Source organism: Bradyrhizobium sp. BLXBL-01 (genome assembly GCF_051853025.1).
Lineage (GTDB): Bacteria > Pseudomonadota > Alphaproteobacteria > Rhizobiales > Xanthobacteraceae > Bradyrhizobium.
In genome coordinates this window covers 645,285-671,881 of record NZ_CP182471.1, presented here as the reverse complement: position 1 = coordinate 671,881, position 26,597 = coordinate 645,285, and the positions used below count along the sequence as shown (strand labels likewise).

Genomic DNA, 26,597 nt, shown 5'->3' with positions numbered 1-26,597 from the left:
GCAATTCGCTGAGCACCCGGTCGCGACGGGCCTGGACGTCCGGGTATTGACGGGGTGCGACCGCGCACCTTAATGGCACACATGGCTATGAAAGACACTATCAGCAACAAGTTGCAGGAAGCTTTCACGCCCGAAAGCCTGCAAGTCGTCGACGAGTCACATTTGCATGAGGGCCACGCCGGCCATCGGGCGGGCGGCGAGACGCACTTCCGTGTCTATATCGTGTCTGCCGCCTTCAAAGGGAAGAGCCGGGTCGACCGTCATCGCATGATAAATTCGGCGCTCGCCGCGGAACTTGCCGGCAGCGTGCACGCGCTCGCGATCAATGCGCAGGCGCCGGGGGAAGGTTAGAACGACGTCCCGGCCCGTCTCGGCTTGGCCTCTTCCAGCTCGGCCTCGCGCGGCACCGGTGAAATACGGAGCGCGGTGATGCGGTTGCGCTCGCGGCGGAGCACGCGGAAGCGGAAGCCGTGGAAGGTGAAGCTCTGGCCGCGGTCGGGGATCGAGCGCGCCTCGTGAATGACGAGGCCGGCGACCGTGGTTGCCTCTTCATCGGGCAGATGCCAGTCCATGGCGCGGTTGAGGTCGCGGATCGGCACCGAGCCGTCGACCACGACGGAGCCGTCGGGCTGGCGGCGCACGCCGGCCACCACCACGTCATGCTCGTCGGAAATATCGCCGACGATCTCTTCCAGAATGTCTTCCAGCGTCACGAGGCCTTCAACCTCGCCATACTCGTCGACGACGAGCGCGAAATGGGTCTTGCGACGGCGGAACGCCTTGAGCTGCTGGGATATCGGCCGCATCTCCGGCACGAACCAGGGCGGCAGCATGATGGTGGAGACGTCGATGCGCGAGGTCTCGCCCTCCGACGCGCGGATGGCGCGCAACAGATCCTTGGCGTGCAGAATGCCGATGATGTTCTCCGGCTTGTCGCGCCACAGCGGAATGCGGGTGTATTCGGTGGCCAGCACCTCCCGCACCAGCTCCTCCGGCGGCAGGTCGGCATTGATCATCACCATGGCGGTGCGGTGAACCATCACGTCGGACACCGTGAGCTCGCCGAGGCGGAAGACGTTGTGAATGTATTCGGCCTCGCCGCTCTCGATCTTGCCGTGCACGGCCGATTCCTCGACCAGGCCTTCGATCTCCGAATCGGTCAGGATCTCGTGTTGCGAAAACTCCTGGACCCCGATCAGGCGCAGGATCGCGCTCGAGGCCGTGTTGAGGCACCAGCTCAGCGGATAGAACACCAGATAGGAGACATGCAGCGGGTACGCGATCCACTGCGACACCGGCATCGGCTCCCGGATCGCAAGCGTCTTCGGCACCTGCTCGCCGATGATGATGTGCAGCGACGAGAAGACCAGGAAGCCCGCCACGAACGAGGTGAAGTGCAGCGTGGCCTCCGACAATCCGAGCGGGCTGAGGACAGGGCTCAGCAGCGCCGACACGGTCGGCTCACCGATCCAGCCGAGACCGAGGGAAGCCATGGTGATGCCGAGCTGGCAGCAGGCGAGATAGGATTCGATATTCCCCATCATGGTCTGCAGCAGGCGAGCGCCGAAGCGGTTCTGCTCGACCATGGCCTTGACGCGGAAGCCGCGGCTCTTCACCAGCGCAAATTCCGCCGCCACGTAGAACGCGTTGGCAGCGAGCAGGAGGGCCGCAAGCAGAAGATTGATCGAGATCGAACTCATGTTTGCCTCGCGACCGCCCCGGCATTCCCCGCCGTTTCGCGGGCGGCCGATCTGAACGGTCCCGCCATCACTGCGCGAGCTTCTCTTTCAGGAAGTCGCGCACCGGCGCCGGCTCGACATCCTTCGCGATCACCGCGCGGCCCACCGCCTCCAGCAGGATGAAGGTGAGCTTGCCGCGCTTGACCTTCTTGTCCTGTGCCATCAACGCCATCAGCGCGTCGGCATCGGCAAGCCCTTCCTGCGCAAAGCCGGCGATGTCCTGCAGACGCGTCGGCAGGCCGGCCTCGATGAGGTGACGCTCGACACGTGCGGCATCGGCCGCGCCGATCATGCCGAGCTTCGCGGAGAACTGCGCCGCCAGCGTCATGCCGATGGCGACGCCCTCGCCGTGGAACAGGCGGTCGGAGAAGCCGGTCGCAGCTTCCAGCGCGTGACCGAAGGTGTGACCGAGGTTGAGCAGCGCGCGTTCGCCGGTTTCGCGCTCGTCGCGTGAGACGATTGCGGCCTTGGCGCGGCAGGAGGTCGCGATCGCATGTTCGCGGGCCGAGCTCCCCCTAGAGATGTCGGCATGGTTCTTCTCCAACCAGGAGAAGAAGGCTTCGTCGCCCAGCACGCCGTATTTGGCGACCTCGGCATAGCCGGCCCGGAACTGACGCGGCGACAGCGTGTCGAGCACGGCGGTGTCGGCGATGACGAGCACCGGCTGGTGGAAGGCCCCGAGCAAGTTCTTGCCCTGCGGCGAGTTGATGCCGGTCTTGCCGCCGACGGATGAATCGACCTGAGCGAGAAGCGAGGTCGGCACCTGCACGAAATCGACGCCGCGGCGCAGGATGGCCGCGGCAAAGCCGGCGAGATCACCGACCACGCCGCCGCCGAGCGCGATGACGAGATCGTTGCGCTCGATTTTTGCGGCGATCAGGGCCTCGCTGACCTTTTCGAGGCCGGCATAGGTTTTCGAGATCTCGCCTTCCTCGACCACGATGCGCGAGGTCGGAATGCCGGCGGCCGCAAGCGATGCTTCGGTCGGCTCGAGCCAGTGTTTTGCCACGGTGCGATCGGTCACGATCGCCGTGCGCACGCCGGGACGCAGCGCGGCGATGCGCTCGCCGAGCGAGGCCAGCACGCCGCGGCCGATGACGATGTCATAGGCGCGATTCTCCAGCGCGACGTCGACGTTGATGGGATCGGAATGCTTCAACGGCGCCGTCATCTTAACGCACTCGCAACGTCTTGAGGTGGTGGGGCGGACTGCTCGCCGCAGAGATGAGCACGCAGCGTCTCGATGCACTCCTCGACGATTTTGTCGTGGGGCACGTCGCGCGAGGCGATGGTGAGGTCGGCTTTGCCATAGACCGGCTCACGCTCGGTGAGCAGGCGCGTCACCGTCCCTTCCGGATCGGCAGTCTGGAGCAGCGGACGGTCGGCACGGCGGCGGACGCGGCGCATGATGACGTCGTGGTCCGCCCTGAGCCAGATCGAGACCGCCTTGGCGGCGATGCGGGACCGCGTCTCCTCGCGCATATAGGCGCCGCCGCCGGTTGCCAGCACCACGGGTCCATCGTCGAGCAGCCGCGCGATCACCCGTGTCTCGCCCTCGCGGAAATGCGCTTCGCCATAACGCTCGAAAATTTCCGGTATGGTCATGCCGGCCGCCGCCTCGATCTCCGTGTCGGCGTCGACGAAGGGCAGCTTGAGCCGGGCCGCGAGCCGCCGGCCGATGGTGGATTTGCCCACCCCCATCATGCCGACGAGCACGATCGAGCGCGCGCCGAGCGCCGACAGGATGTCGGCCTCGGGCGAAGCAGGAAGCGGCAACGCGGCGTCGGACATCGTCTCGCTCGACTGGATCTCGCTCGAACTGCCGCCAGATGCGGCATGCTTTGGCCACCTATACGACCCCATGGGGGCCCTCGCCAGAGGACTCTTGCCACGAAACGGCGAACATGTTGGATGATTTCATTGGTTAATTTGGCTGCCGAGCCCCTACCCGAGACTCCCGAACGATGCCGAGCCTGTTCCGCTTCCTGACGGTCGTTGCTGTGATCGCCGGCATCGTCTATGGCGTGGTCTTCGCGCTGGCGAACTTCGTCAATCCGAAGCCGCGGGAAATGACGGTGACGATCCCGCCGGACAAATTTCTCAAGAAATAGGAGCTAGCCTCCAGGGCATGCGCAACCCGCCCTCAGACGCCAAGCTCATTGGCCTGTTCCTCGACATGCTCGCAGCGGAACAGGGCGCCGGCCCCAACACGCTCGACGCGTACCGCCGCGACCTCACCGATTTCTCCGAATTTCTGGGCCGGGTCGGCCATACCTTCGTGAATGCCGAGACCCAGACGCTGCGCGACTATCTCGCCGATCTCGACACCCGCGGTTTCAAGTCCACCAGCGTCGCCCGCCGGCTATCGGCGATGCGGCACCTCTACCGTTTCCTGCTGAACGAGCGCATCCGCGGTGACGACCCCGCGGCGATCCTGTCAGGCCCGAAGCGCGGCCGCGGCCTGCCAAAAGTGCTGTCGATCGCCGACGTCGACCGCATGCTCCGCCGCGCCAAGGAATTGAGCGAGGCGGAAGATGCCTCGCCCTCCAGGCGGCTGCGGGCGCTGCGGCTCTACTGCCTGCTCGAGGTACTCTACGCCACGGGCCTGCGCGTCTCCGAGCTGGTGGCACTGCCGCGCTCGGCGGCCAAGCGCGACGCCCGCATGATCGTGGTGCGCGGCAAGGGCAACAAGGAACGGCTGGTGCCGCTCAACGACGCCTCGCGGCAGGCGATGGCGGATTATCTCGCCGCGACGAAAGCGGCAAAGGCCGACAAGAAGAACAGCGTGGCAGCCTCGAAATGGCTGTTCCCCTCGTTCGGCGAGAGCGGACATCTGACGCGCCAGCATTTTGCCCGCGACTTGAAGGAGCTTGCGGTCGCCTCCGGCCTGCAGGCCCGGCTGGTCTCCCCGCACGTGCTGCGCCACGCCTTTGCCAGCCATTTGCTGCACAACGGCGCGGACCTGCGCATCGTGCAGACCCTGCTCGGCCACACCGACATCTCGACGACCCAGATCTATACCCATGTGATCGAGGAGCGGCTGAAGAGCCTGGTGCGCGACCTGCACCCGCTGGCGGAGAAGTGAGGATAAGTGAGAGGTCTTCGTGCCCCGGACGCAGCGCAGCACGTCAGTGATGCGCTGCTGAGCCGGGGCCCAGGCCGCGCTGGGTCCCGGCTCTGCGCAGCAGCGCTATAAAAGCGCTGCAGCGCGTCCGGGACACGAGAGCCCAGCCAGAACGACGAGGAAACCGCCTTGACTTCGGCCAGATCTCCGCAGAAAGAGCCGGGGCCCAACGGCTGATTTGGCCGACTGCATCAGCGCACAAGCCAAACCATTGAAGACGCTACACTTCTTTCCGTCATCCCAACTCGCTTCGCTTCTCAAGCCCCGTCCCCTTATATTGAGTTGATGCAAGACCAGATGCGCAGCTATCTCGACTTCGAAAAGCCCGTCGCCGAGCTCGACTCCAAGGTCGACGAATTGCGCGCGCTCGCCGCCACCGGCACCGACATCAGCGACGAGGTCGGACGGATCGAGGACAAGGCGGCGCAGGCGCTGGCCGACCTCTATGCGAACCTGACGCCGTGGCAGAAGACGCTTGTCGCGCGGCATCCGCAGCGGCCGCATTTCAACGACTTCATCAAGGGCCTGATCACCGAGTTCACCCCGCTCGCCGGCGATCGCAAGTTCGGCGAGGACGAGGCGCTGGTCGCCGGCTTCGGCCGCTTCCGCGGCGAGCCGATCTGCGTGATGGGCCAGGAAAAGGGCGATTCCACCGAGAGCCGCATCAGGCACAATTTCGGCATGGCGCGCCCCGAAGGCTATCGCAAATGCGTGCGGCTGATGGAGATGGCCGAGCGCTTCGGCCTGCCGGTGCTGTCGCTGGCCGATTCCGCCGGCGCCTATCCCGGCATCGGCGCCGAGGAGCGGGGACAAGCCGAGGCGATCGCGCGCTCGACCGATGCGTGCCTGGCGCTGACCGTGCCGAACGTCGCGATCATCACCGGCGAGGGCATGTCGGGCGGCGCCATCGCCATCACCACGGCCAACAAGGTCTTGATGCTCGAGCACGCGATCTACAGCGTGATCTCGCCGGAGGCGGCGTCCTCCATCCTCTGGCGCGACGGCACCAAGGCGCAGGAAGCCGCCAACAACATGAAGATCACCGCCCAGGACATGCTCCGCTTTGGCGTGATCGACGCCATCCTGAAGGAGCCGGTCGGCGGCGCCCACCGCGACCCCGCCGCCATGATCGCCACCACGGGCGAGGCCATCGCCAAGGCCTTCGATGAGCTCCGGAACTTTGATGGGGATGCCATCCGCAAGCAGCGGCGGCAGAAATTCCTCGATATCGGCCGCAAACTGGGCTGATTCGCCTCGATTCCGGTCTCGGTAGGGTGGGCAAAGCGAAGCGTGCCCACCATTTTACGCCTCGCAACGGACAGATCGTGGGCACGGCGCTTCGCGCCTTTGCCCACCCTACGAGACCTTTCGCAGCCCCGGTAACCCAGCGTTAACCCTTTTTTTGCCCAAATCGGCGATCTGAGTCCTGCTGGGCCAAAAGCCCAAGTTCCGTCCCAAGTCGCGTCCATTTAGTCTCTGTTGACCATGCCACTGGGCCAACGCCCTCGTGATCCCCGCTCGGGTTGCGACCACATGACCCAGAGGTTAGAATTTTAATCAATGGCTTCAGGGCATAAGCGCTGGAGCGGGGTCTGACCGGGCCCGTCTCGGCGGGTCGGTTTTCCGGTCGGATTGCGCTTCGGGAGAATTGGGGTTCGCGCTTCAATGCCCGGCACGGTGTGGGGTCCATCTTGATTTCTCGTTCGCTTGCTCGCGCGCTCTTGGCTTCGGTTGCGCTGATGACGGCCGGCGTTCTGCTGTCCGGCTGCGACACCGATCAGGTCTCGCTCGCAACCAATGCCAAGGCCAATCAGCCGGTACCGCCGAAGCTGATCGCCGCGATGGCCGAGAAGAACATGGACCTGCAATCGCCGATCCTGGTCCGCCTGTTCAAGCAGGAGGCGGAGCTCGAGGTCTGGAAGCAGACCCGCAACGGCCAGTTCGCGCTGCTCAAGACCTATCCGATCTGCCGCTGGTCGGGCGATCTCGGCCCCAAGGTGCGCGAGGGCGACCGTCAGGCGCCGGAAGGATTCTACTCGATCAACCCGGGCCAGATGAATCCGCAATCGGCCTATTACCTCTCGTTCAACACCGGCTATCCGAACGCGTTCGACAAGGCGCTGGGCCGCACCGGCTCGCAGCTGATGGTGCACGGCGACTGCTCTTCGCGCGGCTGCTACGCGATGACGGATGAGCAGATCGCGGAGATCTATTCGCTGGGGCGCGAATCCTTCTTCGGCGGCCAGAAGGCGTTCCAGCTGCAGGCCTATCCGTTCAAGATGACGCCGGTGAACATGGCCAAGCACCGGAACAATCCGAACATGGCGTTCTGGAAGATGATCAAGGAAGGCTATGATCATTTCGAGGTGACGCGGCAGGAGCCGAAGGTCGATTTCTGCGAGAAGAAGTACGTCTTCGACGCGGCGAAACCGGCCGATGCCAAGCGCGATCCGGTGTTCGACGCTTCCGCAAAATGCCCGGCCTATGTGATCCCCGAGGACGTCGCCAGCGCCGTGCGCGAGAAGCAGGCCAAGGACGAAGCCGAATACGCAAAGCTCGTCGCCAAGGGCACGCCGGTGGCGCGGATGAACACCGGGATCGATGGCGGCATGAACAAGGTGTTCGCCGCCAAGATTCCGGAAGGCTCGACCGGCCTGTCCGAGGGCGCCGAAGGCACCACGCTGCAGATGCTGGCGATGGCGAAGGCGCCGGGCACGATCCCCGGCCACGTCAACCCGCCCAAGCCGAACTTTGATGCGGTGGCAAGCGCGCCGGCGCCGCGGGAAGAGCCGGTGGTCGCCGCGCCCGCGACCAATACCCGCGTCGCCGCAGCAGCTCCGAGCGAGAAATCCGGCGGCTTCTTCTCCAATCTCGGCCGCAAGATGGGGCTCGGCACCGCCGATACCACCGCGACCACCACGCCGGCGCCGCAAGCCACCGCGTCCGCGGCCCCGGCCGCCCAGACCTCCACGACGCCGGCCACGGCCGCCTCGAGACTCAAGGCCGCCGTGACTCGCTTCGTGCCGGGGCAGGACAAGTCCAAGGATTCAGTAAAGGACGCGGCGAAGGACACGCCGAAGCCGGCCGTTGCGGCCGCCAAGCCTGCCGAGCCGCCGAAGCCCGACACCCGCCTTGCCGCAACGCGCCCGGCGCTGAAGCCGTCGGTCTCGGACGGCGCGGGTGACAATGCCCCGATGATGGCTGGCGCCGCGCCGGTGGTGCAGTCGAACTCGTTCGACAGCCGGTTCTCGGCGGTGAAGTAAGGCACGCTACTTCGGACAAACAAAATTTCTCTTTACCCGAACACCCGAAACACCCTATCCTCCTGCCATCTCATCCCTCCGGAAGGGGCGGGTCGCGATCGTCACGGTTCGTGGGGTGGGTTGCGGTGGACGCGGGCGGCGTTGGCGCCAGAGGCGGTCGCAGGGCGGGTAGTCCCCGTGAGCGATCAGCGGGCGCGGTACGACGGCGCTGCCGTGCCCTTGCGAGGCCGAAAGGCGAAGCAGGGCCAGCGTACGGCAAAATCGTGTGGTCCTGGCGCCCGCAGGCTGGCGTCAAGTCTCCGCGGTGGTGTGGGTGCCCGACCGGGTTGCCCACATCAGCGATCTGGCGAGGCGACGGGGGCAAAAGTGCAACGCTCCCCGGGGAGAGCGCGACATAAGCCGTCAAACCACTGCGCAGGGAAGGCCGGTTATCGGGCTGCACCTGTGTCTCCCCTGTGAGCGTCTACTCTACGCATCATGCACAGGGGCTCGTGGGTGCCAGCCGGTACCCGGCCTTCCCTGCGCCCTTCCGACTCGAAGGGCGTCAGAAGCGAAGCAAAACCCGGGCGCGGAAGCGCTGCGGGATCGCGATGTCACGTTCGGTTGTTTGACAATTGAATCGGGGATTCGACGCCGCCACCAGTCTCCGCTGTCATTCCCCGCGAAAGCGGGGAATCCAGTATTCCAGAGGCCGTCGTTATCGATCGAGAGGCCGCGGCGTACTGGATGCCCCGCTTTCGCGGAGCATGACAGGCGAGGTCGATGTTAGATCGCCTCACGCGCATCCCTACGGCGCCAGATAGCGCATCAGCTCCGGATTGCCCCTCACCTCCCCCGCCTCCCCCTGCAGCGCGACTCTTCCGCGGTCGAGCACGTAGGCATAGTCGGCGACGCGGAGCGCGAGGTCGAGGTGCTGCTCGACGATGATGACGGCGATGGTCTTGGCGAGCTCGATCAGGCGCTCGGTGATCTCCTCGATGACGCCGATCCAGACGCCTTCGGTGGGCTCGTCCAGCAGCAGCAGCTTGGGATCGCCCAGCATGGCGCGCCCGATCGCGAGCATCTTGCGCTCGCCGCCGGAGAGCGTGCCGGCGGGTTGGTCGAGGCGCTGGCCGAGCTTCGGGAAGATGGCCAGCACGCGGTCGATTGCCGATGCGTCCTTGCTGGCGAGCGAGCCGACCGCGAGATTGTCGCGCACCGACAGGCGCGCGAACACCGAATGCTCCTGCGGCACATAGCCGATGCCGGCGCGGACGCGCTCCTGGGTGGCGCGGCGACTGATGTCGCGGCCGTCGAAGGCGACCTCGCCCTTCCACGCCGGCAGCTCGCCGACGATGGTCTTCATCAGCGTGGTCTTGCCGGCGCCATTGCGGCCGAGCACGGCGACGCCGCCGCGCCAGGGAATGCCGAGGCTGACGTCGAACAGGACCTGGCTGCGGCCGTAGCCGGCGTCGAGATGCTTGATGTCCAAAAATTCAGGCACGGCGCAGATAGATCTCCTGGACGGATGTGTTGGCCTGGATTTCGGACACCGTGCCTGTTGCCAGCACCTTGCCCTGGTCGAGCACGGTGAGGCGGTCGCAGATGTCGCGGATGAAATCGAGGTCGTGCTCGACGATGACGAGCGAGCAATGCTTTTTGATCGGCTGCAGCAGCTCGCCGGTGACGCGGCGCTCCTCCAGGCTCATGCCGCCGGTGGGCTCGTCGAGCAGCAGCAGCTTCGGCTTGCCGGCGAGCGCCATCGCGATCTCCAGCCATTGCTGCTGGCCGTGCGACAGCGCGGCGGCCGCATCGAAGGCGCGGTCGGCGAGGCGGAACTGCCTCAACATGGTCATGACCTGATCGTGCAACGCGCCGCGTGTGCGCGAGAACACGAGGTCGAACAGCGAGGACTGCGCCTGCAGCGCGAGCAGGATGTTGTCGTAGAGCGTCAGCGACGGCAGCACGGATGTGATCTGGAATTTCAGGCTCATGCCGGCGCGGGCGCGCTCGGTCGGTGTGAACGCGGTGATATCGGTGTTGACGAAGGACACCTTGCCTTGGGTCGGCACTTCGGCGCCGGCGATGCACTTCATCAGCGTGCTCTTGCCCGAGCCGTTCGGGCCGATCAGGCCGTGAAACTCGTTCTCGCCGACCGTGAGGGCCGCGCCGTCGAGCGCGGTGAGCTTGCCGAAGACTTTCTTGATGCCCGCCGCTTCAAGGAGCATTGTGCTTCTCCTTGATCCGGGAGCCGAAGCTGCCGACCCGTTCGCGCTCGCCAAGGACAAAACTGATCAGGCCGAGCGGCCGGAACAGGATCACGAGCAGGAGCAGCAGGCCGAGGATGATCGGCCAGATGTCGCGGTAGTTGTCCGAGAGCCAGAAGCTGACGCCCTCGACGATCACGGTGCCGATGACGGCGCCGATCAGTGTGCCGGAGCCGCCGAACAGGACGTAAAGCACGACCTGGGTCGAAACCACGACGCCGACCATGTTGGGCCAGACGAAACCTTCGTGGAAGGCATACAGGCTGCCGGCAAGACCGGCGATGGCCCCGCCGATGGTGAAGATGATCGCTTTCAGGTGCTGCGCCTTGTAGCCGAAGAAGGCGATGCGCTGCTCGTTCTCGCGCAGCCCCGCGAGCGCCAGGCCGAACTGCGAGCGCACCAGGAAGCGGCAGAGCAGATAGACGACGACGAGGATGCCGAGCACGAGATAATAGAAGGCCGGTCCTTCCGTGAAGTCGTAAGACCCAAACGACATCGGCGCGATCGAGGGGATGCCGTTCTGGCCGCCGAGATAATACCAGCCGCGCGCCAGACGATCGGCGGCGTAGGAGCCGGTCAGCGTGCCCAGCGAGACGAAGATCACGCTGGAGGGGTGCCGTCCCAGCAGCAGGAAGCCGCCGAGCAGCAGCGCGAAGGTGAGGCCGATCAGCGTGCCCGCCGGCAGCACCAGGAAGATGTTGGTGATGCCGAGGTCGCGCGCGAGCAGGGCGACGCCGTAGCCGGCCGAGCCGAAGAACAGGGCCTGGCCGAAGCTCATGATGCCGGCATAGCCCCAGACCAGGTCGAACGACAGCGCGAACAGCGCGAGGATGACCACGCGCGTCGCGAATACCGTGAGATAGTCCTGCAGCACCAGGGGCGCGAACAGCGCCGCGACGAACACAATGCCCTCGACGATGGGCAGGATTTTTCGTCCTGCCTTGACGCGGTCATTGGCCTGTTCCGCCGCTGCGCCTTCAGCCATCGCACCATCCGCTTCGTCGTCCGCGTCGGCGACGATGGCCTCTCTTACCACACTCATCGGCTTCAGCATTCCGAGTTAAACATCGTGAGAGTCAGCCACGTTAATGACGGCGGGTTTACCTCTCCCCAGCGGGGAGAGGTCGGATTGCGCAGCAATCCGGGTGAGGGGCCGCGGCAGCCAGTGAGACCAGATCCCCTCACCCGGATCGCATCTTGCGATGCGATCCGACCTCTCCCTCCGGGAGAGGTGAAGATTCAGCATTCCTTGGGATCGACGAGACCGTTGCTGCGCCCGACGATCTCGTAATTGCCGCTCTTGGCGACCGCGGTGTACATCTTCATCTTGCAGTGCCGCTTGCCCGGCACCATCTCGGCGGGTCCGCCGGGACCTTCGGCGATCTTGGCATGGTCGAGCGCGGCGGCCACGGACTCGCGGTCGATCTTGCCGGCTTCCTTGACTGCGGCTTCCCACAGCTTGAGGCCGCGATAGGTGCCGGTGGCCGCGCTGCCGGCGGCGAACAGGAAGTTGCCCGGGAAATCCTTTTCATAGGCCGCCTGGATCTTGGCGTCGAACGGGTTCTCCTTGGTCAGCACCTTGAAATAGTCGAGGCAGCTGGCGAGGCCCTCGATTTCGGCAGCCTGGTTGATGTTGAGCGTGTTCTCGTCGTAGTAGACGCAGGCGAGACGTCCGCCGTTCTTGAGGAAGCCGGCTTCATAGAGCTGCTTGAAGAACGGTCCGACGCCGGGCGGGATGACGGTGTTGAAGACGACGTCGACCTTGTTGGAGATGATGCGGTTGACGGTCGCGGAGAAGTCGACCTGGTCGAGCGGGTAATATTCTTCGAACACGACCTCGCCGCCACTCGCCTCGATCACCTTGCGGGCATAGACGTTGAGGGTATGCGGCCAGACGTAGTTGGCGCTGGGCAGCGCGAACTTCTTGCCGCCGTTCTTGATCAGCCAGGGGATGAACTCGTCGCATTGCTGCGCCGGCGTCGGGCCGGTGCAGAACAGGTAGGGCGTGCACTCCTTGCCCTCGTAGAGCTGCGGATAGATGTAGAGCGTCTTGCCGCGCGCCACGATCGGGTCCTTGATCGCGTTGCGCATCGACGAGGTGATGCCGCCCAGCACCATGTCGACCTTGTCGCGCTGGATCAGCTTGCGGACGTTGCCGACGGCGACGGATTCGTTGGATGCGGTGTCCTCGATGTAGAGCTCGAGCGGACGGCCGAGCAGGCCGCCGGCCGCATTGATTTCCTTGATTACCATTTTCGCGACGTTGGCGTCGGCGTTGCCGGCATAGGCGATCGGGCCGGTGAGGTCGGTGGCGATGCCGACCTTGATCGGCGCCTCGGCCGCATTGGCCCAGGGCGCCGGGATCACCCAGCTGCCGACGCCGGTTGCGACCGCGCCCGATGCAAAGGCGAAATTGGAGAGAAAGCGGCGGCGTGAAAGCTGCGTACGATCGAACATGACTAAACCCCTTTTCCAGCGATGAGACCTTGCGGACGGAATTTGATGAAGACGATAGCAAGGACGAAGACGAGGACGTCGGCGACGACGGGCGCCATCACCCAGGGCAGCGCCGCGCTCAGCGTGCCGATGACCCCCGCGCCCGCGACCGGGCCGATGAAGGAGCCGACGCCGCCGACCATGACCGCGACGAAGCCCTGGATCAGGAAGCGCAGGCCGAGATCGGCAAACAGGCTGAACACCGGCACGATCAGCGCGCCGGCAAGGCCGGCGAGCGCTGCTCCGAAGGCAAAGGTGGCGCCGTAGATCAGCGGCGTGGAGATGCCCGAGGCACGCGCCAGCGACGGGTTCTCCAACGTCGCCCGCACGCGCAGGCCGAAGCTCGTGCGTGACAGCAGCAGATAGCAGAGGCCCATCACCAGCAGCGTGATGACGATGATGGTGAAGCGCCAGGCCGAGATGTGCATGGCGCCGACGTCGATCGAGCCGCCGATCGGCTCCGGCACGGTGAGATAGAAGCCGCCGATCAGCCCGCGAACGACTTCGCGGATGATCAGGCCGAGCGCATAGGTGCCGAGCATGGCAACGATCGGCGCGGCGTAGAATCGACGGATAATCAGCGCCTCCAGCACGAAGCCGAGCGCGCCGACCACGAAAGGCGCTGCCACCATGCCCGCCCAGATCGGCAGGCCCTTGGCATAAGCGAGATAGGTGATGTACGCCCCGAGCAGGACGAACTCGCCCTGCGCGAAGTTGAAGATGCCCATCATGCTGGCGATGATCCCGAGCCCCAGCACGATCAGGACGATGATCGCACCGAAGCTCAGGATTTCGAACGCTGCGACGAACGCGTTAGCCATGTGGTGGTGTTCCGTTCGTCTGGACTAGTCCCTCGTTCACATCTTCTTCCAGTCGCCGATCTGCTCGAAGGCATGGGCGGCGCGGTAGATGGTGGATTCCTCGAACATGCGGCCGACCAGCATCAGGCCGACCGGCAGGCCGTCGACCATGCCGCAGGGCAGCGACATCGCGGGATGATGGGTGATGTCGAACGGCGCGGTGTTCGAGATCATCTCGAGCGCACGGGCAACGTAGTCCTCGCGGCTGGCATTGGGCTCCGGCAGCTTGGTCGCCTTCATCGGCGTGGTCGGCATCAGCAGCAGATCGTAATCCCCGAACGCCTTGTCGTAGGCCGCGGTCAGCCGGCGCGAGATGTTGAGCGCCTTGCCGTAGAAGCGTGGACCGAAATTGTTGTTGATGTAGGTGCCGAGCATCATGAACAGTTTCGTGGTCTCGGACAGCGAGTCGGCCTGCCGGCGCCAGCCGCGATGGAAATCCATCAGCGAGGTCGAATAGAGATCGCCGCGGCTGAGGCCGTAGCCATCGCCGAACATCATGGTCTGGGTCAGGCCTTCGGTACCGATCGGAGTCCAGATCGCTCCGCCCATGAGGTGCATCGGAATCGAGACGGTCTCGACAGTGGCGCCCAGATCCTTGAAGCGCTTTGCGGCCTCGCGCACGCTTTCGTTCACCGCAGACTCGGCGGTCGGCTGCTCGAAACCCTCCTTGAGGATGCCGATCTTCATGCCCTTGACGCCCTGGCCGAGCGCCTTGGTGTATTCCTCGACCTTCGGGGCCTTGATCCTGGGATCGTAGCCGTCATCGCCGGCGAGCACCTCGAGCAGCAGCGCATTGTCGGCGACGGTCGCGGTCATCGGGCCGGTGTGATCGACATAGATCTCGATCGGCATGATGCCGGTGTAGGGAACGAGGCCCCAGGTCGGCTTCATGCCGTAAATGCCGCAGAACGACGACGGCATGCGGATCGAGCCGCCCTGGTCGCCGCCGATCGCCATGTCGACCTCGCCGAGCGCGACCACGACGCCCGATCCCGACGACGAGCCGCCGGCCGAGTAGCCCATCTTGTGGGGATTGTGCACCGGCCCGTAGGAGCCGGTGTGGCTGCCGCCGGACAGGCAGAAATGCTCGCAATGCACCTTGCCCTTGATCTCGGCGCCGGCATCCAGCATGCGCGTGACGATGGTGGCGTCGAAATCGGGCACATAGCCCTCCAGCGTCGACGAGCCGTTGGTCATGGGCACGCCGGCCAGCATGATGTTGTCCTTCAGTGCAACGGTCTTGCCCTTGAGCTTGCCGCTGGCGGCGCCCTTCACGGTCGACTTGCGATACCAGGCATTGCGCGGGTTCTCTTCGGCCGAGGGCCGATAGCCCGGCGTGCGCGGATATTTCACCTCGGGCAATTCGTCCGGCATCGCGGCAACGAGATTGTAGGCTTCGATCGAGCCCTGCATGAGACCGCGGAACGAGGCGACGTCATCATCGGTGAGCGAAAGGCCGCACTGCTCGGCGACACTGCGAAGTTGGGCTGGCGTGGGAAGGGCAACTGTCACGGCGCTCTCCTTGAAGGCTTCTTGATCCCTGGCACTGATGGAAGCCTCTCGCCCGCGCCTTGGGGGTGCGGGTCAACCGGCTTCACGTGGTTACTAGAGACGGAAATATTTTCCTTTTCAAGTATTATTTCGCGAGAGCGCTGCGGCGTATCGGCAGCCGTCGCTCAGAGCGTCTTGATGATCTTGAAGTCGAGACCGTCGGCTTCAGCGAGGTACATCGGCATCTCGGCACGGCCATCGCGAAGCGTCACGGGACCGCGGCCCGCCGAGTAGACGGTGTTCCGCGCGGCCTTCAGCAGCGGACGAAAGGCCAATGATCCGGCACGGTTGGCGACGGATTCCAGGAAGCGCAGCCCCTCATAGTTCGACTGACCGACGGAGCCGACCGGCGGCGCGTTGGCACCGAACATGGAATAATAGGCACCGAGGAACTCGTCATTGGCGCGCGAGGCCAGGCCGTTGAAATAGCCGGAGGCGCAGAACAGATTCTCGGTGTTGTCGGCACCGATGCCGAGCAGCACGGTCTCGTCCATCGCACCTGCAAGCCGCAGCGTTGAGGTGGCAAGGCCCGCTTCGGCGAAGGCGCGGTTGAAGGTGATGCTGTCGGTGCCGATCAGCGAGATCAGCACCACATCCGGCTTGGCGGCACGGATCCGCGCCAGATGCGGCTCGTGATTGTCCTCGCCTACGGGTACGAACTCCTCGCCGACGACCTGGCCGCCCGCCTCCTTGATATAGCGCTTGACCGCGCGATGCGACTGCCAGGGCCAGACGTAGTCGCTGCCGATCAGGTACCAGCGTGCCGCCTTCTTGACGTCCGCGAGCCAATGGATCGCCGGCCGGCTCTGCCAGCGCGGCGTCTCACCGATCGCCATGACGCCCGGCGTGCGCTCGCCGCCTTCATAGACGGGCGTGTAGATGTAGGGGATGCGGTTGCCGGTGACCTTGCGCAGTGCGACGCGGACCGCGCTGATATGCGAGCCCATGATGAGGTCGACCTCGTCGAGTGCAATCGCCTGCTCGGCACGGCGCACCACCTCCTCGATCGGTCCGCCGGAATCGTAGATCGACAGTTCGAGCTCGCGGCCGAGAATGCCGCCGCGCTTGTTGATCTCGGCAACCGCCAGCATCGCGCTGTTGGTTGAGGTCGGGCCCCAGATTCCGGGCGAGCCCGTGAAGGTGAGGAAATTGCCGATGCGCAGCTTGCTGCGCGCGCCGCGCCGCCTCATGAAATGCGCATCGACCGGAGACAGGTCGAAATCCGCCGCCGATGACGACAAATTCCTGAACAGCAAGGACGGCGGCAACGCCGGGCCGCCGTGAGCCGGGAAGTTTACCGTCGCGTGCACGCCAACTCCTGTCTGAGACCAGACTTGAAAGCACATTGAGCAGGCGGCCGCGGCTTCCGCCCTTTTGTTGGGCAATGATCCTATTTTGAAAATATTGAATATTCAAGAATTGAAGTGCATATAGATGCAGCATTGTTTGCAAGACATTCACTCATTTGGGTCAAGACGAAGTCTTAGCCGTGGCAAAACCGTCGAAAGAAAACTCCCCGATCACCGAACATCTCGCCTACCTGCTCGCGCAAGCCAACCGGGAGATCAACCGGCAGCTCGAATTGCGGTTGAGCAAGGAAGGCGTGCCGGTCGAGCAATGGCGCATCCTGAAAGTGCTGTCGGATGGCGAGGGCCATTCGATGGGCGAGCTTGCTGACGCCGTGCTGCTCAACCATCCGACGCTGACCAAGATGATCGACCGCATGGTCTCCGACACGCTGGTCTATCGCGTGCAGGACCCGAACGACCGCCGCAAGGTGCTGATGTTCATCTCCGACCGCGGCAAGGTGCTGTGCAAGAAGCTCAACTCGCTCGCGGTCGACCAGGAGGAGCACATCCTGGAGAGCTACGGCGACAAATCGACGAGCGAATTGAAGCGGCTGCTGGAGAGCTTGATCGATAGCTCGAATTGAGCGCGAGCTACACCCTCAACTGTCATCGCCCGCGGAGGCGGGCGATCCAGTATTCCAGAGACGATTGTGATTGAGCCGAAAGGCTGGGGCGTACTTGATGCCCCGCCTTCGCGGGGCATGACAGCATCACCTAATCACTACGCATACCGCCCGTGGCAGTGCTTGTACTTCTTGCCGCTACCGCACGGGCAGTCCTCGTTACGGCCGACCTTGCCCCAGCTCGTCGGGTTCTTCGGATCGCGCAGCGCAGCGTCGGTAGCCTGGGTGCCGAGGGTGACGCTGGCGAGGGCCATCTCGTCTTCGCCGGTGTTCGGATCGAACTTGTGCGCCTCCATCGGCGGCAGCACCGGGGCTTCCTGCTCCGGCGGGACGATCTCGACACGCATCAGCTGCGCCGTGACCGCCTCGCGCAAGTGAGCGCTCATCTCCTGGAAGAGATTGAAGGCTTCGGTCTTGTACTCCTGCAAGGGATCGCGCTGGCCGTAACCGCGCAGGCCGATGACCTGGCGCAGATGGTCGAGCATGATCAGGTGCTCGCGCCAGAGATGGTCGAGCGTCTGCAAGAGGATGGTCTTCTCGACGTAACGCATCACGTCGGGACCCCATTGCGCGACCTTCGCCGCCATGTGCTCGTCGGCCTTGGTCTCGATGCGGTTGAGCAGCTCCTCGTCGGCGATGCCCTCTTCCTTGGCCCATTCGTCGACCGGCAGGTCGAGATCGAGCACGCGCTTCAATTCGTCCTTCAGACCCGCGACGTCCCACTGCTCGGCATAGGCATGCTCGGGGACGTGCTTGGCGACGAGGTCGTCGATGAAGGCGTGGCGCATGTCGGCGACCGTCTCGGCGACGCTCTCGTCCTTCATCAGCTCGACGCGCTGATCGAAGATCACCTTGCGCTGGTCGTTCTGGACGTTGTCGAACTTGAGGAGGTTCTTGCGGATGTCGAAGTTGCGCGCCTCGACCTTCTGCTGCGCCTTCTCCAGCGCCTTGTTGATCCAGGGATGGATGATGGCCTCGCCCTCTTGCAGGCCGAGACGCTGCAGCATGCTGTCGAGACGATCCGAGCCGAAGATGCGCATCAGATCGTCTTCCAGCGACAGGAAGAACTTCGAGCGGCCGGGGTCGCCCTGACGGCCGGAACGGCCGCGCAGCTGGTTGTCGATGCGGCGGGATTCGTGGCGCTCGGAGCCGATGATGTAGAGGCCGCCGGGCTTCTTCACGGTCTTGGCGGGCTTGCTTCCCTTGGCCGGCTCGACCTCGACGGTCTCCTCGGCCTTCAGCACGATGTCGCGGAAATGCTCGATGTCGGCCTTGATCTGCTCGATCTTCTTGGCCTTCTCGGCTTCGTCGGTGATGCCGGCCGTTTCCTGCTGGATGCGCATCTCCAGGGAGCCGCCGAGCTTGATGTCGGTGCCGCGGCCGGCCATGTTGGTGGCGATCGTGATCGCGCCGGGCACGCCGGCCTCTGCGACGATATAGGCTTCCTGCTCGTGGAAGCGCGCGTTCAGCACCGCGAACAGCTTGGCCGGCTTGCCGGCGCGGGCGGCGGCATAGAGCTTGTCGAGTGCGCCCTCCTTGCCGAAATCGATCTGCTTGTAGCCGTTCTTCTTGAGGAAATCGGCCAGCACTTCCGACTTCTCGATCGAGGCGGTACCGACCAGCACCGGCTGCAGCCGCGCATTGGCCCGCTCGATCTCGGCGAGGATGGCCTGATATTTTTCCTTGTGGGTGCGATAGACCTCGTCGTCCTCGTCGAGGCGCGCGATCGACAGATTGGTCGGGATCTCCACGACCTCGAGCTTATAGATGTCGAACAATTCGTCCGCTTCGGTCGCGGCGGTGCCGGTCATGCCCGCCAGCTTCTCGTACATGCGGAAGTAGTTCTGGAAGGTGATCGAGGCCAGCGTCTGGTTCTCGGGCTGGACCTGGACGTGCTCCTTGGCTTCCAGCGCCTGGTGCAGGCCTTCCGAATAGCGGCGGCCCGGCATCATGCGGCCGGTGAATTCGTCGATGATGACGACCTCGTTGTCGCGGACGATGTAGTCCTTGTCGCGCGTGAACAGCGTGTGGGCGCGCAGGGCCTGGTTGATGTGGTGCACGACGGAGACGTTCTCGACGTCGTAGAGCGATTCGCCCTTGAGCTGGCCGGCATCGCGCAGCAGCGTCTCGATCTTCTCCATGCCGCCTTCGGTCAGCGTCACCGTGCGCTGCTTCTCGTCGACCTCGTAGTCGGTCTTGTCGAGCTTGGGCAGGAAGCCGTCGATGGTGTTGTAGAAGTCGGAGCGATCGTCGAGCGGACCGGAGATGATCAGCGGCGTGCGCGCTTCGTCGATCAGGATGGAGTCGACTTCGTCGACGATGGCGAAGAAGTGCGGCCGCTGGACCATGTCCTCGAGCCGGTACTTCATGTTGTCGCGGAGATAGTCGAAACCGTATTCGTTGTTGGTGCCGTAGGTGATGTCGCAGGCATAGGCCGCCTTGCGCTCGGCATCGTCGAGGCCGTGCACGATGACGCCGGTGGTCATGCCGAGGAAGCTGTAGATCTGACCCATCCAGCCGGAGTCGCGGCGGGCGAGGTAGTCGTTGACGGTGACGACGTGGACGCCCTTGCCGGCGAGCGCGTTCAGATACACCGCAAGCGTTGCGACCAGCGTCTTGCCTTCGCCGGTCTTCATCTCGGCGATGTCGCCCTCGTGCAGCACCATGCCGCCGATCAGCTGGACGTCGAAATGGCGCTGGCCGAGCGTGCGCTTGGCGGCCTCGCGCACGGTGGCGAAGGCGGGGACCAGCAAGTCGTCGAGCGTCTTGCCGTTCGCGAGCTGCTGCTTGAATTCCGCGGTGCGGGCCTTGAGCGCCTCGTCGGAAAGCTTGGCGAGCTCAGGCTCCAGCGCGTTGATCGCGTTGACGCGGGACTGATATCCCTTCACCCGCCGGTCGTTGGCGGAGCCGAAAAACTTGCGGGCGAGCGCGCCGATCATGCCTAGTTCCTGTGTTCGCGATTTAACCGCGTTGGGCCCAAGAAGTTGTTCCCCGCCTGCCTATCAACTCACCGTGACGCTTCGCGGCGTCAGAGCCCGGACTGCGGGGTCATCCGCCATATGGGTGGGAATTGGGCAAGTCTGGGTTCAACGGCCAAAAACGCAGCAAAATAAACGCCATCGCCATGGTCGCGACCGGGCAGAGATATGGCCCGGTCAGGGCCTTGTCAACGGCGGGCGCATTGCGGCTAATTCATCATTTTGACAGACTTTTCGCGTTGCCAAGCCCCCCTGATTGGGCGAGTGTCCGCCCCGCTCGAGCAGCCCCCTGCTTCAACATAAGGATTTTCCATGACCGCCTCGTTCCCGGTAATCACCGGCCAGCGCTTCCGCAACGCGTCCGCCCTGGCTGGCAGCCTCGCCCTGGCGCTGTCCCTGGCGTTTGCGGGCCCGCTCCGGGCCGCCGATGATCCGGTGCTGGCGAAGGTCAACGGCGCGGAAATCAAGAAGAGCGACGTCACCATGGCCGAGGAGGAGCTCGGGCCGAGCCTCGCCCAGATGGACCCGGCGACCAAGGATGAGAACGTCCTCTCGTTCCTGATCGACATGAAGATCGTCAGCAAGGCTGCCGAAGACAAGAAAATCGCCGACAGCGAGGAGTTCAAGAAGCGCCTCGCCTTCGCCCGCAACCGGCTTCTGATGGACAGCCTGCTCGCCAACGAGGGCAAGGCCGCCACCACGCCGGACGCCATGAAGAAGGTCTATGAGGAGGCTTCCAAGCAGATCACCGGCGAGCAGGAGGTCCGCGCCCGCCACATCCTGGTCGAGACCGAGGACGAGGCCAAGGCGGTAAAGGCCGAGCTCGAGAAGGGCGCCGATTTCGCCGAGCTCGCCAAGAAGAAGTCCAAGGATCCGGGCTCCGCCGACGGCGGCGACCTCGGCTTCTTCACCAAGGAGCAGATGGTGCCGGAATTCTCGGCGGTGGCCTTCTCGCTGGAGCCCGGCAAGATCTCCGACCCTGTGAAGTCGCAGTTCGGCTGGCACATCATCAAGGTCGAGGAAAAGCGCAACCGCAAGGCGCCCGATTTCGAGCAGGTCAAGGCCCAGATCGAGCAGTACGTGACCCGCAAGGCCCAGGCCGAGTATGTCGCCAAGCTGCGCACCGAAGCCAAGGTCGAGCGGCTGGACCAGCCGGCGGCGGATGCCTCCAAGGACGCCAAGCCGTCAGACAGCAAGATGGCGCCGCCGGCGAAGAAGTAAGAATTCGCTGTCACTTCGCGGACGCCAAGAGTATCTAACGTCGCAATGGCCGGGGCTCCCCCGGCCATCTGCATGTCCAGACCCTACCAAGGCGCCCGCGATGTCCTCCTCCGTCTCTCCCCTCGCCCCCAAAACCGTCCCTGATATGCCCGTGATCGCAGGCGTCCGTCTTGCGACGGCCGAAGCCGGCATCCGCTACAAGAACCGCACCGACGTGCTGCTGGCGGTGATGGACAAGGGCACTGCGGTCGCCGGCGTCTTCACCAAGTCGAAATGCCCCTCGGCCCCGGTGGAATGGTGCCGCACCAAGCTGAAGGGCGGCAAGGCGCGCGCACTCGTCGTCAATTCCGGCAATGCCAACGCCTTCACCGGCAAGACCGGCCGCGCCTCGACCGCGCTGACCGCGAAGATCGCGGCGAAGGCGGTCGGCTGCAGCGAGAGCGAGATCTTCCTGGCCTCGACCGGGGTGATCGGCGAGCCGCTGGACGCCACCAAGTTCGACGGCGTGCTCGGCCGTCTCGCCGAAACCGCCGAGCCCGGCGATTATCTCGCCGCGGCCAGGGCGATCATGACCACCGACACCTTCCCGAAGGTCGCGACCGCGACCGTCAAGCTCGGCAAGGCCAAGGTCACCATCAACGGCATGGCCAAGGGCGCCGGCATGATCGCACCCGACATGGCGACGATGCTGTCCTTCATCTTCACCGACGCGCCGATCGCGCCCGCCGCACTGCAGGCCCTGCTCAAGGCCGGCGTCGAGGACACGTTCAATGCGGTGACGATCGACGGCGACACCTCGACCTCCGACACGCTGCTGGCGTTTGCGACCGGCGCTGCCGCCGCGCATGGCGCACCGAAGATCAGCCGCGCCAGCGATCCGCGCCTGAAGACCTTCGTCAAGGCCTTCAACCAGGTGCTCGCCAATCTCGCCGAGCAGGTCGCCCGCGACGGCGAAGGCGCGCGCAAGCTGGTCAAGATCACCGTCGAGGGCGCCAAGACCAAGGCCTCCGCCCGCAAGATCGCGATGTCGATCGCCAACTCGCCGCTGGTGAAGACCGCGATCGCCGGGGAGGACGCCAATTGGGGCCGCGTGGTGATGGCCGTCGGCAAGGCCGGCGAACCCGCCGACCGCGACAAGCTCTCGATCTCCTTCAACGGCATCCGCGTCGCCAAGAGCGGCGCGCGCGATCCGTCCTATGACGAGGCCCAGGTGTCGGAAGCGATGAAGGCGCCGGAAATCGCGATTCTGGTCTCGCTCGGCCTCGGCAAGGGCCGCGACCGCGTCATGACCTGCGACCTCACCAAGGAATATGTGGCGATCAATGGGGATTACAGGTCGTAGGCCTCACGGTGTCATTCCGGGGCTCGCGAAGCGAGAACCCGGAATGCGTCCAAGCAATCACCCCGAGATCCTTGCGTCGGCAACCGCCTTCTTGAACAGCGCGTTCATGGCGTCCGAGATGCCCTGCGTCGGGCTGACCTCAAAATACAGGCCCGGCGAAGCGCAGCTCTCCATGTTCTGTGCGATCTGGCTGTTCGGCGACGGGCCATAGGGGCCGGCATTGAACGGGTCGATCCATTTCATGTACCAGGAGTTGGTCGGCAGCGCGAGATAGGTCGTGTACAACACAGCGATCTTGATGCCGCGATCCTTCATCGTCTTGCAAAGTGCAGGGTTGAGCGGTGACTGGCAGCGCGTGCTGCCCGAGAGCGGTTTCAGGCACCCGGTGTTACTCTCGTCGGCGACGCCATCAGACACGAAGAACAGGTATTTGAGCGGACTGGACGAGGTGCCGCTTCCGGGGGAGCTGATCTGGCCGTTGATCGCAGGAAAGACCGCGGTGAATGGGGTATCCTGATCGTTATTCTCGTTCTGGCCGTTCACCGACATCAAGTCGATGTTGCCGGCCGCCGTTTTGGCGCTGGAGAGAGAGGACGACAACGAAAACAGACTGCGCAGACCGAGCGAGCTTGCAGAGCCGCCGAAATCATAGATCGCCATTCTGAACTGGTTTGAATAGGTCTGAGTGGCGTTTGCCGTATCCATCAAGGACTGCGTGGCGCTCCGAAGTACGTCGATCCGGGTGGTCACGCCAAGCTTCTTGGCCAGGTCGTAATAATTGTTCTTGTCGTTGAGGTCGTGGCAGGCGAAAGCGCACTTATCGGACGTGTTGTTGACCATCTTCTGCACGTCGCTCGGCGTCGCGCCGACACCCATCGACGGAGAATTGTCCAGCAGCAGATAGAAATCGATATAGAGCGGCATGCTGGCCGTCGCCTTCGACGTGCCACTCAAGGTCATCGCGGACTTGCCGATCACGCCGAGAAACATGGTGTTCATAGTTGCGGTGAACGAAACCGTCGCAGTGACGGTCGAGCCGGACTTGATCACGGTCGGCGTGAGGCCCGTCAGCGTGTAGCCGGTCAGATTGGCGCGATTGGCATCGAAGATGTTCTGGGCGTCCGTAACGCCGACCGAAATGGAGCCGTCCGCAGTCATGTTGCCGGCGGCCTTGAAGCCGGGCGAGGCCTTGGCGATCGAGCCGACACTGGCCGCATCGGCGGCAGCCTGAAGCTTGGACCGGGTCAGCGTCGCGCGCGAATAATCGATGGCGCAGCCGATCGCACTGATCACCGGAACGCAGGCGAGAGCAAAAATCACCGCGATATTGCCGCGCCGGTCGTGGACGAACCGGCGGAAGAGAACGGAAAGCGCAGTGCGCATGGGTCGGACCTGGTGTGGTTTAAGCGTTCCCACACTAGGAACCGTGGATTAAATATGACTTATGGAGACCTTGGAAACATGGACCGCAACGAGGTTAACAAACCGTTGCGGACGATCATCAGCGAGTGACGACCACGCATGGCCGATCTCAAACTGACACTGGTGGTGGCCTGCGCGCTCGTCGACGCCGACAAACGCGTCCTGATCGCGCAGCGCCCCGAAGGCAAGGCGCTGGCGGGCCTTTGGGAATTCCCCGGCGGCAAGTGCGAACCGGGCGAGCGGCCGGAGCAGAGCCTGATCCGCGAGCTGCATGAGGAGCTCGGCATCGAAGTCGCCGAGCCGTGCCTCGCGCCGTTGACCTTCGCCAGCTACGCTTATGAGACCTTCCATCTCCTGATGCCGCTCTACATCTGCCGGCGTTGGGAGGGAATGGTCACCGCACGCGAAGGCCAGAACCTTGCCTGGGTCCGCGCCAACAAGCTGCGCGACTACCCGATGCCGCCGGCGGATATTCCGCTGATCCCGCATCTGATCGATTTGCTGATGTGATTGCACTGTACCCCGGACGCAGCGCGAAGCGCTGCAGAGCCGGGGCCCCAGGGCGCAGACCGGGTCCTGGCTCTGCGCAGCAGCGTTAGAACGCTGCAGCGCGTCCGGGACACGCGTCACTCCTTCCCGGCCTTCTTCACCGCCTCCGCCAGGCTCGCTTTCGCCGACCCCGGCTTGAGCGGCTGTTGCTGGCTCGCATGCGGCGCCCAGCCAGAGAGCCAGATGATGTCGAACGTCGCGCGGGTGCGGCCGTCGGCATCGGCAAAGCGCTCGGTGTAAATCTCGGCCATCCGCAACAGCGTCGCGCGCCTGCTAGGTGTGCGGCGCCGCTCGATCAGCACATTGGCCGCGCCCATGCGGCGGAGATCCTGCATCAAGGCGAACGCATTGCCATAGCGCACCACGACACGATCGACGTCAGTCACCGGCAAGGCAAAGCCCGCGCGCTGCAGCAGCGCGCCGATATCGCGGAGGTCCGCAAACGGTGCGACACGCGGCGACACGCCGCCCTCGCATTCGGCTTCCGCCGCCGCAAAGGCCTGCCGCAGCTCGGTGAGGCTGTCGCCGCCGATCATCGCGGCAAGCAGCAGGCCGTCCGGCTTCAGCGCCCGCCGGATCTGCGCCAGCACGCCCGGCAGGTCGTTGACGAATTGCAGCGCCAGCGCCGAGACGAGGAGGTCCAGGCTTTCCGGCGCGAAGGGAAGCTTCTCCGCGCCGGCCGCGTCGAGCGCGATGTGCTCGATGGAAGGAAGCCGCGTGCGCAACGCCACCAGGCCCGCGCCGGGCGTCCAGAGGTCGGCGGGAGCGTGAAACTCCCGCATCACCGCCGCCAACCGGTCTGACATGTCCTCGGCAACGCGATCGAGCAGGAAGCTCACGGGACCCTGCGCCTGCGCACGCCGCTGCCGCGCGTGCAGCAAGGCGCGATCGAACAAAGCAGGCGGGGTTTGAGGGGGTTGGGCCATGCCGCTGGTTACGCCGATCTCCACGGTTCTGGCAATCCGCTGCGTACAACGCTAGCCTCCCCACATGGAAGCTAACACCGTCCCTTCCCGTTCCATCGTCGCACCGCTTCGAGCCGCGTGGACGGCCGGCCGCCACGTGCTGGCGCGGGCGGCGCGGCTGGCGCTCGACATCGCGCTGCCGACACAGTGCGTATCCTGCCACGAGCCGGTCGAGGGCGAAGGCGTTTGCGCTTCGTGCTGGGCGCGGCTGTCGTTCATCGAACGGCCCTATTGCCCGCGGCTCGGCATCCCCTTCGTCTATGACCCCGGCCCCGACATGCTGTCGATGGAGGCGATCGCGAGCCCGCCGGCCTACCAGCGGGCGCGCGCGGCGGTGCGCTACGACGACGTCGCGCGCTCGCTGGTGCATGCGCTGAAATACCAGGACCGCACCGATCTGGCGCCTGCCATGGGCCGCTGGATGGCACGCGCGGGTCGCGAGTTGCTGACCGGCGCCGACATGCTGGTGCCCGTGCCCCTGCATTGGCGGCGGGCCTGGCGGCGCCGCTACAACCAGTCCGGAGCCCTCGCCCGTGTGATCGAGCGGCAGAGCGGGGTCAAGGTAGCAGGCGACGTGCTGCGGCGGGTGCGTGCCACCGAGCAGCAGATCGGCCTGTCGCGGGCCCAGCGCGCCACCAATGTGCAGGGCGCATTCCAGGTATCTCCCGACCGGCAGGCCGAGGTCCAGGGCCGCCGCGTTGTCCTGATCGACGATGTCCTGACGTCAGGGGCGACGCTCGATGCCTGCGCGCGAGCCCTGCTCCGCGCCAAGGCGGCCCAGGTCGACGTGCTGGTCTTTGCCCGGGTTGTCGAGAGCGGCCCCCGTCCCATATAATTCAACGAATTCATGACATGAGAGCGCCAGACGA

Annotated in this window: 23 protein-coding genes; 10 read left to right on the top strand and 13 right to left on the bottom strand. The window is 64.7% G+C overall.

Going from position 1 to position 26,597, the window contains the following annotated elements; all coding sequences use genetic code 11:
- Positions 1 to 72 precede the first annotated feature (72 nt).
- Entirely contained in the window at positions 73 to 351 is a 279-nt protein-coding gene (locus ACNJYA_RS03145) for a BolA family protein (RefSeq protein WP_193760624.1), read from the top strand.
- Here the strand turns inward: ACNJYA_RS03145 and ACNJYA_RS03140 are convergent.
- From ACNJYA_RS03140 to ACNJYA_RS03130, 3 genes are all read right to left on the bottom strand, one after another.
- Positions 348 to 1,700, bottom strand: coding sequence for a hemolysin family protein (locus tag ACNJYA_RS03140; RefSeq protein ID WP_172786541.1), 1,353 nt, complete (start codon positions 1,698 to 1,700; stop codon positions 348 to 350). The two genes, ACNJYA_RS03145 and ACNJYA_RS03140, sit on opposite strands and share 4 nt — an antisense overlap.
- Positions 1,701 to 1,767: 67 nt before the next feature.
- Positions 1,768 to 2,910, bottom strand: a complete 1,143-nt coding sequence (gene aroB, locus ACNJYA_RS03135; protein WP_439402025.1) for a 3-dehydroquinate synthase — start codon at positions 2,908 to 2,910, stop codon at positions 1,768 to 1,770.
- On the bottom strand, positions 2,907 to 3,530 hold the full coding sequence (locus ACNJYA_RS03130; protein ID WP_172786751.1) for a shikimate kinase: 624 nt from the start codon (positions 3,528 to 3,530) through the stop codon (positions 2,907 to 2,909). Before ACNJYA_RS03130 ends, aroB begins: the two co-directional genes overlap by 4 nt.
- A gap of 173 nt (positions 3,531 to 3,703) precedes the next feature.
- Here ACNJYA_RS03130 and ACNJYA_RS03125 point away from each other — a divergent pair, with 173 nt between their 5' ends.
- From ACNJYA_RS03125 to ACNJYA_RS03110, 4 genes are all read left to right on the top strand, one after another.
- Positions 3,704 to 3,850, top strand: a complete 147-nt coding sequence (locus tag ACNJYA_RS03125; RefSeq protein ID WP_035669499.1) for a hypothetical protein — start codon at positions 3,704 to 3,706, stop codon at positions 3,848 to 3,850.
- A 17-nt stretch (positions 3,851 to 3,867) separates the two neighbouring features.
- Complete coding sequence (gene xerD, locus ACNJYA_RS03120) at positions 3,868 to 4,824, top strand: site-specific tyrosine recombinase XerD (protein ID WP_439402024.1); 957 nt, start codon at positions 3,868 to 3,870, stop codon at positions 4,822 to 4,824.
- Between the two features lie 324 nt (positions 4,825 to 5,148).
- Positions 5,149 to 6,111, top strand: coding sequence for an acetyl-CoA carboxylase carboxyltransferase subunit alpha (locus ACNJYA_RS03115; protein WP_036042616.1), 963 nt, complete (start codon positions 5,149 to 5,151; stop codon positions 6,109 to 6,111).
- A 491-nt stretch (positions 6,112 to 6,602) separates the two neighbouring features.
- On the top strand, positions 6,603 to 8,126 hold the full coding sequence (locus ACNJYA_RS03110) for a L,D-transpeptidase family protein (protein ID WP_439402023.1): 1,524 nt from the start codon (positions 6,603 to 6,605) through the stop codon (positions 8,124 to 8,126).
- A 787-nt stretch (positions 8,127 to 8,913) separates the two neighbouring features.
- Here ACNJYA_RS03110 and ACNJYA_RS03105 read toward each other — a convergent pair.
- From ACNJYA_RS03105 to ACNJYA_RS03075, 7 genes are all read right to left on the bottom strand, one after another.
- Complete coding sequence (locus ACNJYA_RS03105; RefSeq protein WP_025032669.1) at positions 8,914 to 9,609, bottom strand: branched-chain amino acid ABC transporter ATP-binding protein; 696 nt, start codon at positions 9,607 to 9,609, stop codon at positions 8,914 to 8,916.
- The gene (locus ACNJYA_RS03100) at positions 9,602 to 10,333 is read right to left on the bottom strand and encodes an ABC transporter ATP-binding protein (RefSeq protein WP_439402022.1); all 732 of its coding nucleotides are present in this window, start codon (positions 10,331 to 10,333) and stop codon (positions 9,602 to 9,604) included. Before ACNJYA_RS03100 ends, ACNJYA_RS03105 begins: the two co-directional genes overlap by 8 nt.
- The gene (locus ACNJYA_RS03095; RefSeq protein ID WP_439402021.1) at positions 10,323 to 11,426 is read right to left on the bottom strand and encodes a branched-chain amino acid ABC transporter permease; all 1,104 of its coding nucleotides are present in this window, start codon (positions 11,424 to 11,426) and stop codon (positions 10,323 to 10,325) included. The genes ACNJYA_RS03100 and ACNJYA_RS03095 overlap by 11 nt, the downstream gene beginning before the upstream one ends.
- A gap of 185 nt (positions 11,427 to 11,611) precedes the next feature.
- Positions 11,612 to 12,829, bottom strand: coding sequence for a substrate-binding protein (locus tag ACNJYA_RS03090; protein ID WP_212258924.1), 1,218 nt, complete (start codon positions 12,827 to 12,829; stop codon positions 11,612 to 11,614).
- Positions 12,830 to 12,831: 2 nt separating this feature from the next.
- Entirely contained in the window at positions 12,832 to 13,689 is an 858-nt protein-coding gene (locus ACNJYA_RS03085; protein WP_212258925.1) for a branched-chain amino acid ABC transporter permease, read from the bottom strand.
- 36 nt (positions 13,690 to 13,725) lie between these two features.
- The gene (locus tag ACNJYA_RS03080) at positions 13,726 to 15,240 is read right to left on the bottom strand and encodes an amidase (protein ID WP_212258926.1); all 1,515 of its coding nucleotides are present in this window, start codon (positions 15,238 to 15,240) and stop codon (positions 13,726 to 13,728) included.
- A 164-nt stretch (positions 15,241 to 15,404) separates the two neighbouring features.
- On the bottom strand, positions 15,405 to 16,589 hold the full coding sequence (locus ACNJYA_RS03075) for a substrate-binding domain-containing protein (RefSeq protein WP_439402020.1): 1,185 nt from the start codon (positions 16,587 to 16,589) through the stop codon (positions 15,405 to 15,407).
- A 179-nt stretch (positions 16,590 to 16,768) separates the two neighbouring features.
- Here ACNJYA_RS03075 and ACNJYA_RS03070 point away from each other — a divergent pair, with 179 nt between their 5' ends.
- The gene (locus ACNJYA_RS03070; RefSeq protein WP_172786530.1) at positions 16,769 to 17,212 is read left to right on the top strand and encodes a MarR family winged helix-turn-helix transcriptional regulator; all 444 of its coding nucleotides are present in this window, start codon (positions 16,769 to 16,771) and stop codon (positions 17,210 to 17,212) included.
- Positions 17,213 to 17,349: 137 nt separating this feature from the next.
- On the opposite strand, the gene secA is transcribed toward ACNJYA_RS03070, so the two are convergent.
- The gene (gene secA / locus ACNJYA_RS03065) at positions 17,350 to 20,190 is read right to left on the bottom strand and encodes a preprotein translocase subunit SecA (protein WP_439365345.1); all 2,841 of its coding nucleotides are present in this window, start codon (positions 20,188 to 20,190) and stop codon (positions 17,350 to 17,352) included.
- Between the two features lie 351 nt (positions 20,191 to 20,541).
- Between secA and ACNJYA_RS03060 the strand changes: the two genes are divergently transcribed.
- Both ACNJYA_RS03060 and argJ read left to right on the top strand, forming a co-directional pair.
- Complete coding sequence (locus ACNJYA_RS03060) at positions 20,542 to 21,450, top strand: peptidylprolyl isomerase (protein ID WP_439365344.1); 909 nt, start codon at positions 20,542 to 20,544, stop codon at positions 21,448 to 21,450.
- Positions 21,451 to 21,550: 100 nt separating this feature from the next.
- Positions 21,551 to 22,792, top strand: coding sequence for a bifunctional glutamate N-acetyltransferase/amino-acid acetyltransferase ArgJ (argJ, locus tag ACNJYA_RS03055; protein ID WP_439365343.1), 1,242 nt, complete (start codon positions 21,551 to 21,553; stop codon positions 22,790 to 22,792).
- A gap of 57 nt (positions 22,793 to 22,849) precedes the next feature.
- Here argJ and ACNJYA_RS03050 read toward each other — a convergent pair whose 3' ends face one another.
- Complete coding sequence (locus ACNJYA_RS03050; protein WP_439365342.1) at positions 22,850 to 24,175, bottom strand: TadE/TadG family type IV pilus assembly protein; 1,326 nt, start codon at positions 24,173 to 24,175, stop codon at positions 22,850 to 22,852.
- Positions 24,176 to 24,313: 138 nt separating this feature from the next.
- Between ACNJYA_RS03050 and ACNJYA_RS03045 the strand changes: the two genes are divergently transcribed.
- Positions 24,314 to 24,724, top strand: coding sequence for a (deoxy)nucleoside triphosphate pyrophosphohydrolase (locus ACNJYA_RS03045; protein WP_172786525.1), 411 nt, complete (start codon positions 24,314 to 24,316; stop codon positions 24,722 to 24,724).
- Between the two features lie 116 nt (positions 24,725 to 24,840).
- On the opposite strand, the gene ACNJYA_RS03040 is transcribed toward ACNJYA_RS03045, so the two are convergent.
- Positions 24,841 to 25,689: a methyltransferase domain-containing protein gene (locus ACNJYA_RS03040; RefSeq protein WP_439365341.1), complete on the bottom strand. Its 849-nt coding sequence runs from the start codon at positions 25,687 to 25,689 to the stop codon at positions 24,841 to 24,843.
- A 64-nt stretch (positions 25,690 to 25,753) separates the two neighbouring features.
- Between ACNJYA_RS03040 and ACNJYA_RS03035 the strand changes: the two genes are divergently transcribed.
- A complete protein-coding gene (locus ACNJYA_RS03035) occupies positions 25,754 to 26,563 on the top strand; it encodes a ComF family protein (RefSeq protein WP_439365340.1) in 810 nt (269 codons plus the stop codon).
- Positions 26,564 to 26,597: the final 34 nt, after the last annotated feature.

Coding starts and splice junctions, on each gene's coding strand:
- ACNJYA_RS03035 (WP_439365340.1), top strand. CDS start 25,754: ATGGAAGCTAACACCGTCCCTTCCCGTTCCATCGTCGCACCGCTTCGA.
- ACNJYA_RS03125 (WP_035669499.1), top strand. CDS start 3,704: ATGCCGAGCCTGTTCCGCTTCCTGACGGTCGTTGCTGTGATCGCCGGC.
- ACNJYA_RS03130 (WP_172786751.1), bottom strand. CDS start 3,530: ATGTCCGACGCCGCGTTGCCGCTTCCTGCTTCGCCCGAGGCCGACATC.
- ACNJYA_RS03140 (WP_172786541.1), bottom strand. CDS start 1,700: ATGAGTTCGATCTCGATCAATCTTCTGCTTGCGGCCCTCCTGCTCGCT.
- ACNJYA_RS03100 (WP_439402022.1), bottom strand. CDS start 10,333: ATGCTCCTTGAAGCGGCGGGCATCAAGAAAGTCTTCGGCAAGCTCACC.
- ACNJYA_RS03085 (WP_212258925.1), bottom strand. CDS start 13,689: ATGGCTAACGCGTTCGTCGCAGCGTTCGAAATCCTGAGCTTCGGTGCG.
- aroB (WP_439402025.1), bottom strand. CDS start 2,910: ATGACGGCGCCGTTGAAGCATTCCGATCCCATCAACGTCGACGTCGCG.
- xerD (WP_439402024.1), top strand. CDS start 3,868: ATGCGCAACCCGCCCTCAGACGCCAAGCTCATTGGCCTGTTCCTCGAC.
- ACNJYA_RS03090 (WP_212258924.1), bottom strand. CDS start 12,829: ATGTTCGATCGTACGCAGCTTTCACGCCGCCGCTTTCTCTCCAATTTC.
- ACNJYA_RS03110 (WP_439402023.1), top strand. CDS start 6,603: ATGACGGCCGGCGTTCTGCTGTCCGGCTGCGACACCGATCAGGTCTCG.
- ACNJYA_RS03045 (WP_172786525.1), top strand. CDS start 24,314: ATGGCCGATCTCAAACTGACACTGGTGGTGGCCTGCGCGCTCGTCGAC.
- ACNJYA_RS03050 (WP_439365342.1), bottom strand. CDS start 24,175: ATGCGCACTGCGCTTTCCGTTCTCTTCCGCCGGTTCGTCCACGACCGG.
- ACNJYA_RS03145 (WP_193760624.1), top strand. CDS start 73: ATGGCACACATGGCTATGAAAGACACTATCAGCAACAAGTTGCAGGAA.
- argJ (WP_439365343.1), top strand. CDS start 21,551: ATGTCCTCCTCCGTCTCTCCCCTCGCCCCCAAAACCGTCCCTGATATG.
- ACNJYA_RS03115 (WP_036042616.1), top strand. CDS start 5,149: ATGCAAGACCAGATGCGCAGCTATCTCGACTTCGAAAAGCCCGTCGCC.
- ACNJYA_RS03060 (WP_439365344.1), top strand. CDS start 20,542: ATGACCGCCTCGTTCCCGGTAATCACCGGCCAGCGCTTCCGCAACGCG.
- ACNJYA_RS03040 (WP_439365341.1), bottom strand. CDS start 25,689: ATGGCCCAACCCCCTCAAACCCCGCCTGCTTTGTTCGATCGCGCCTTG.
- secA (WP_439365345.1), bottom strand. CDS start 20,190: ATGATCGGCGCGCTCGCCCGCAAGTTTTTCGGCTCCGCCAACGACCGG.
- ACNJYA_RS03095 (WP_439402021.1), bottom strand. CDS start 11,426: ATGCTGAAGCCGATGAGTGTGGTAAGAGAGGCCATCGTCGCCGACGCG.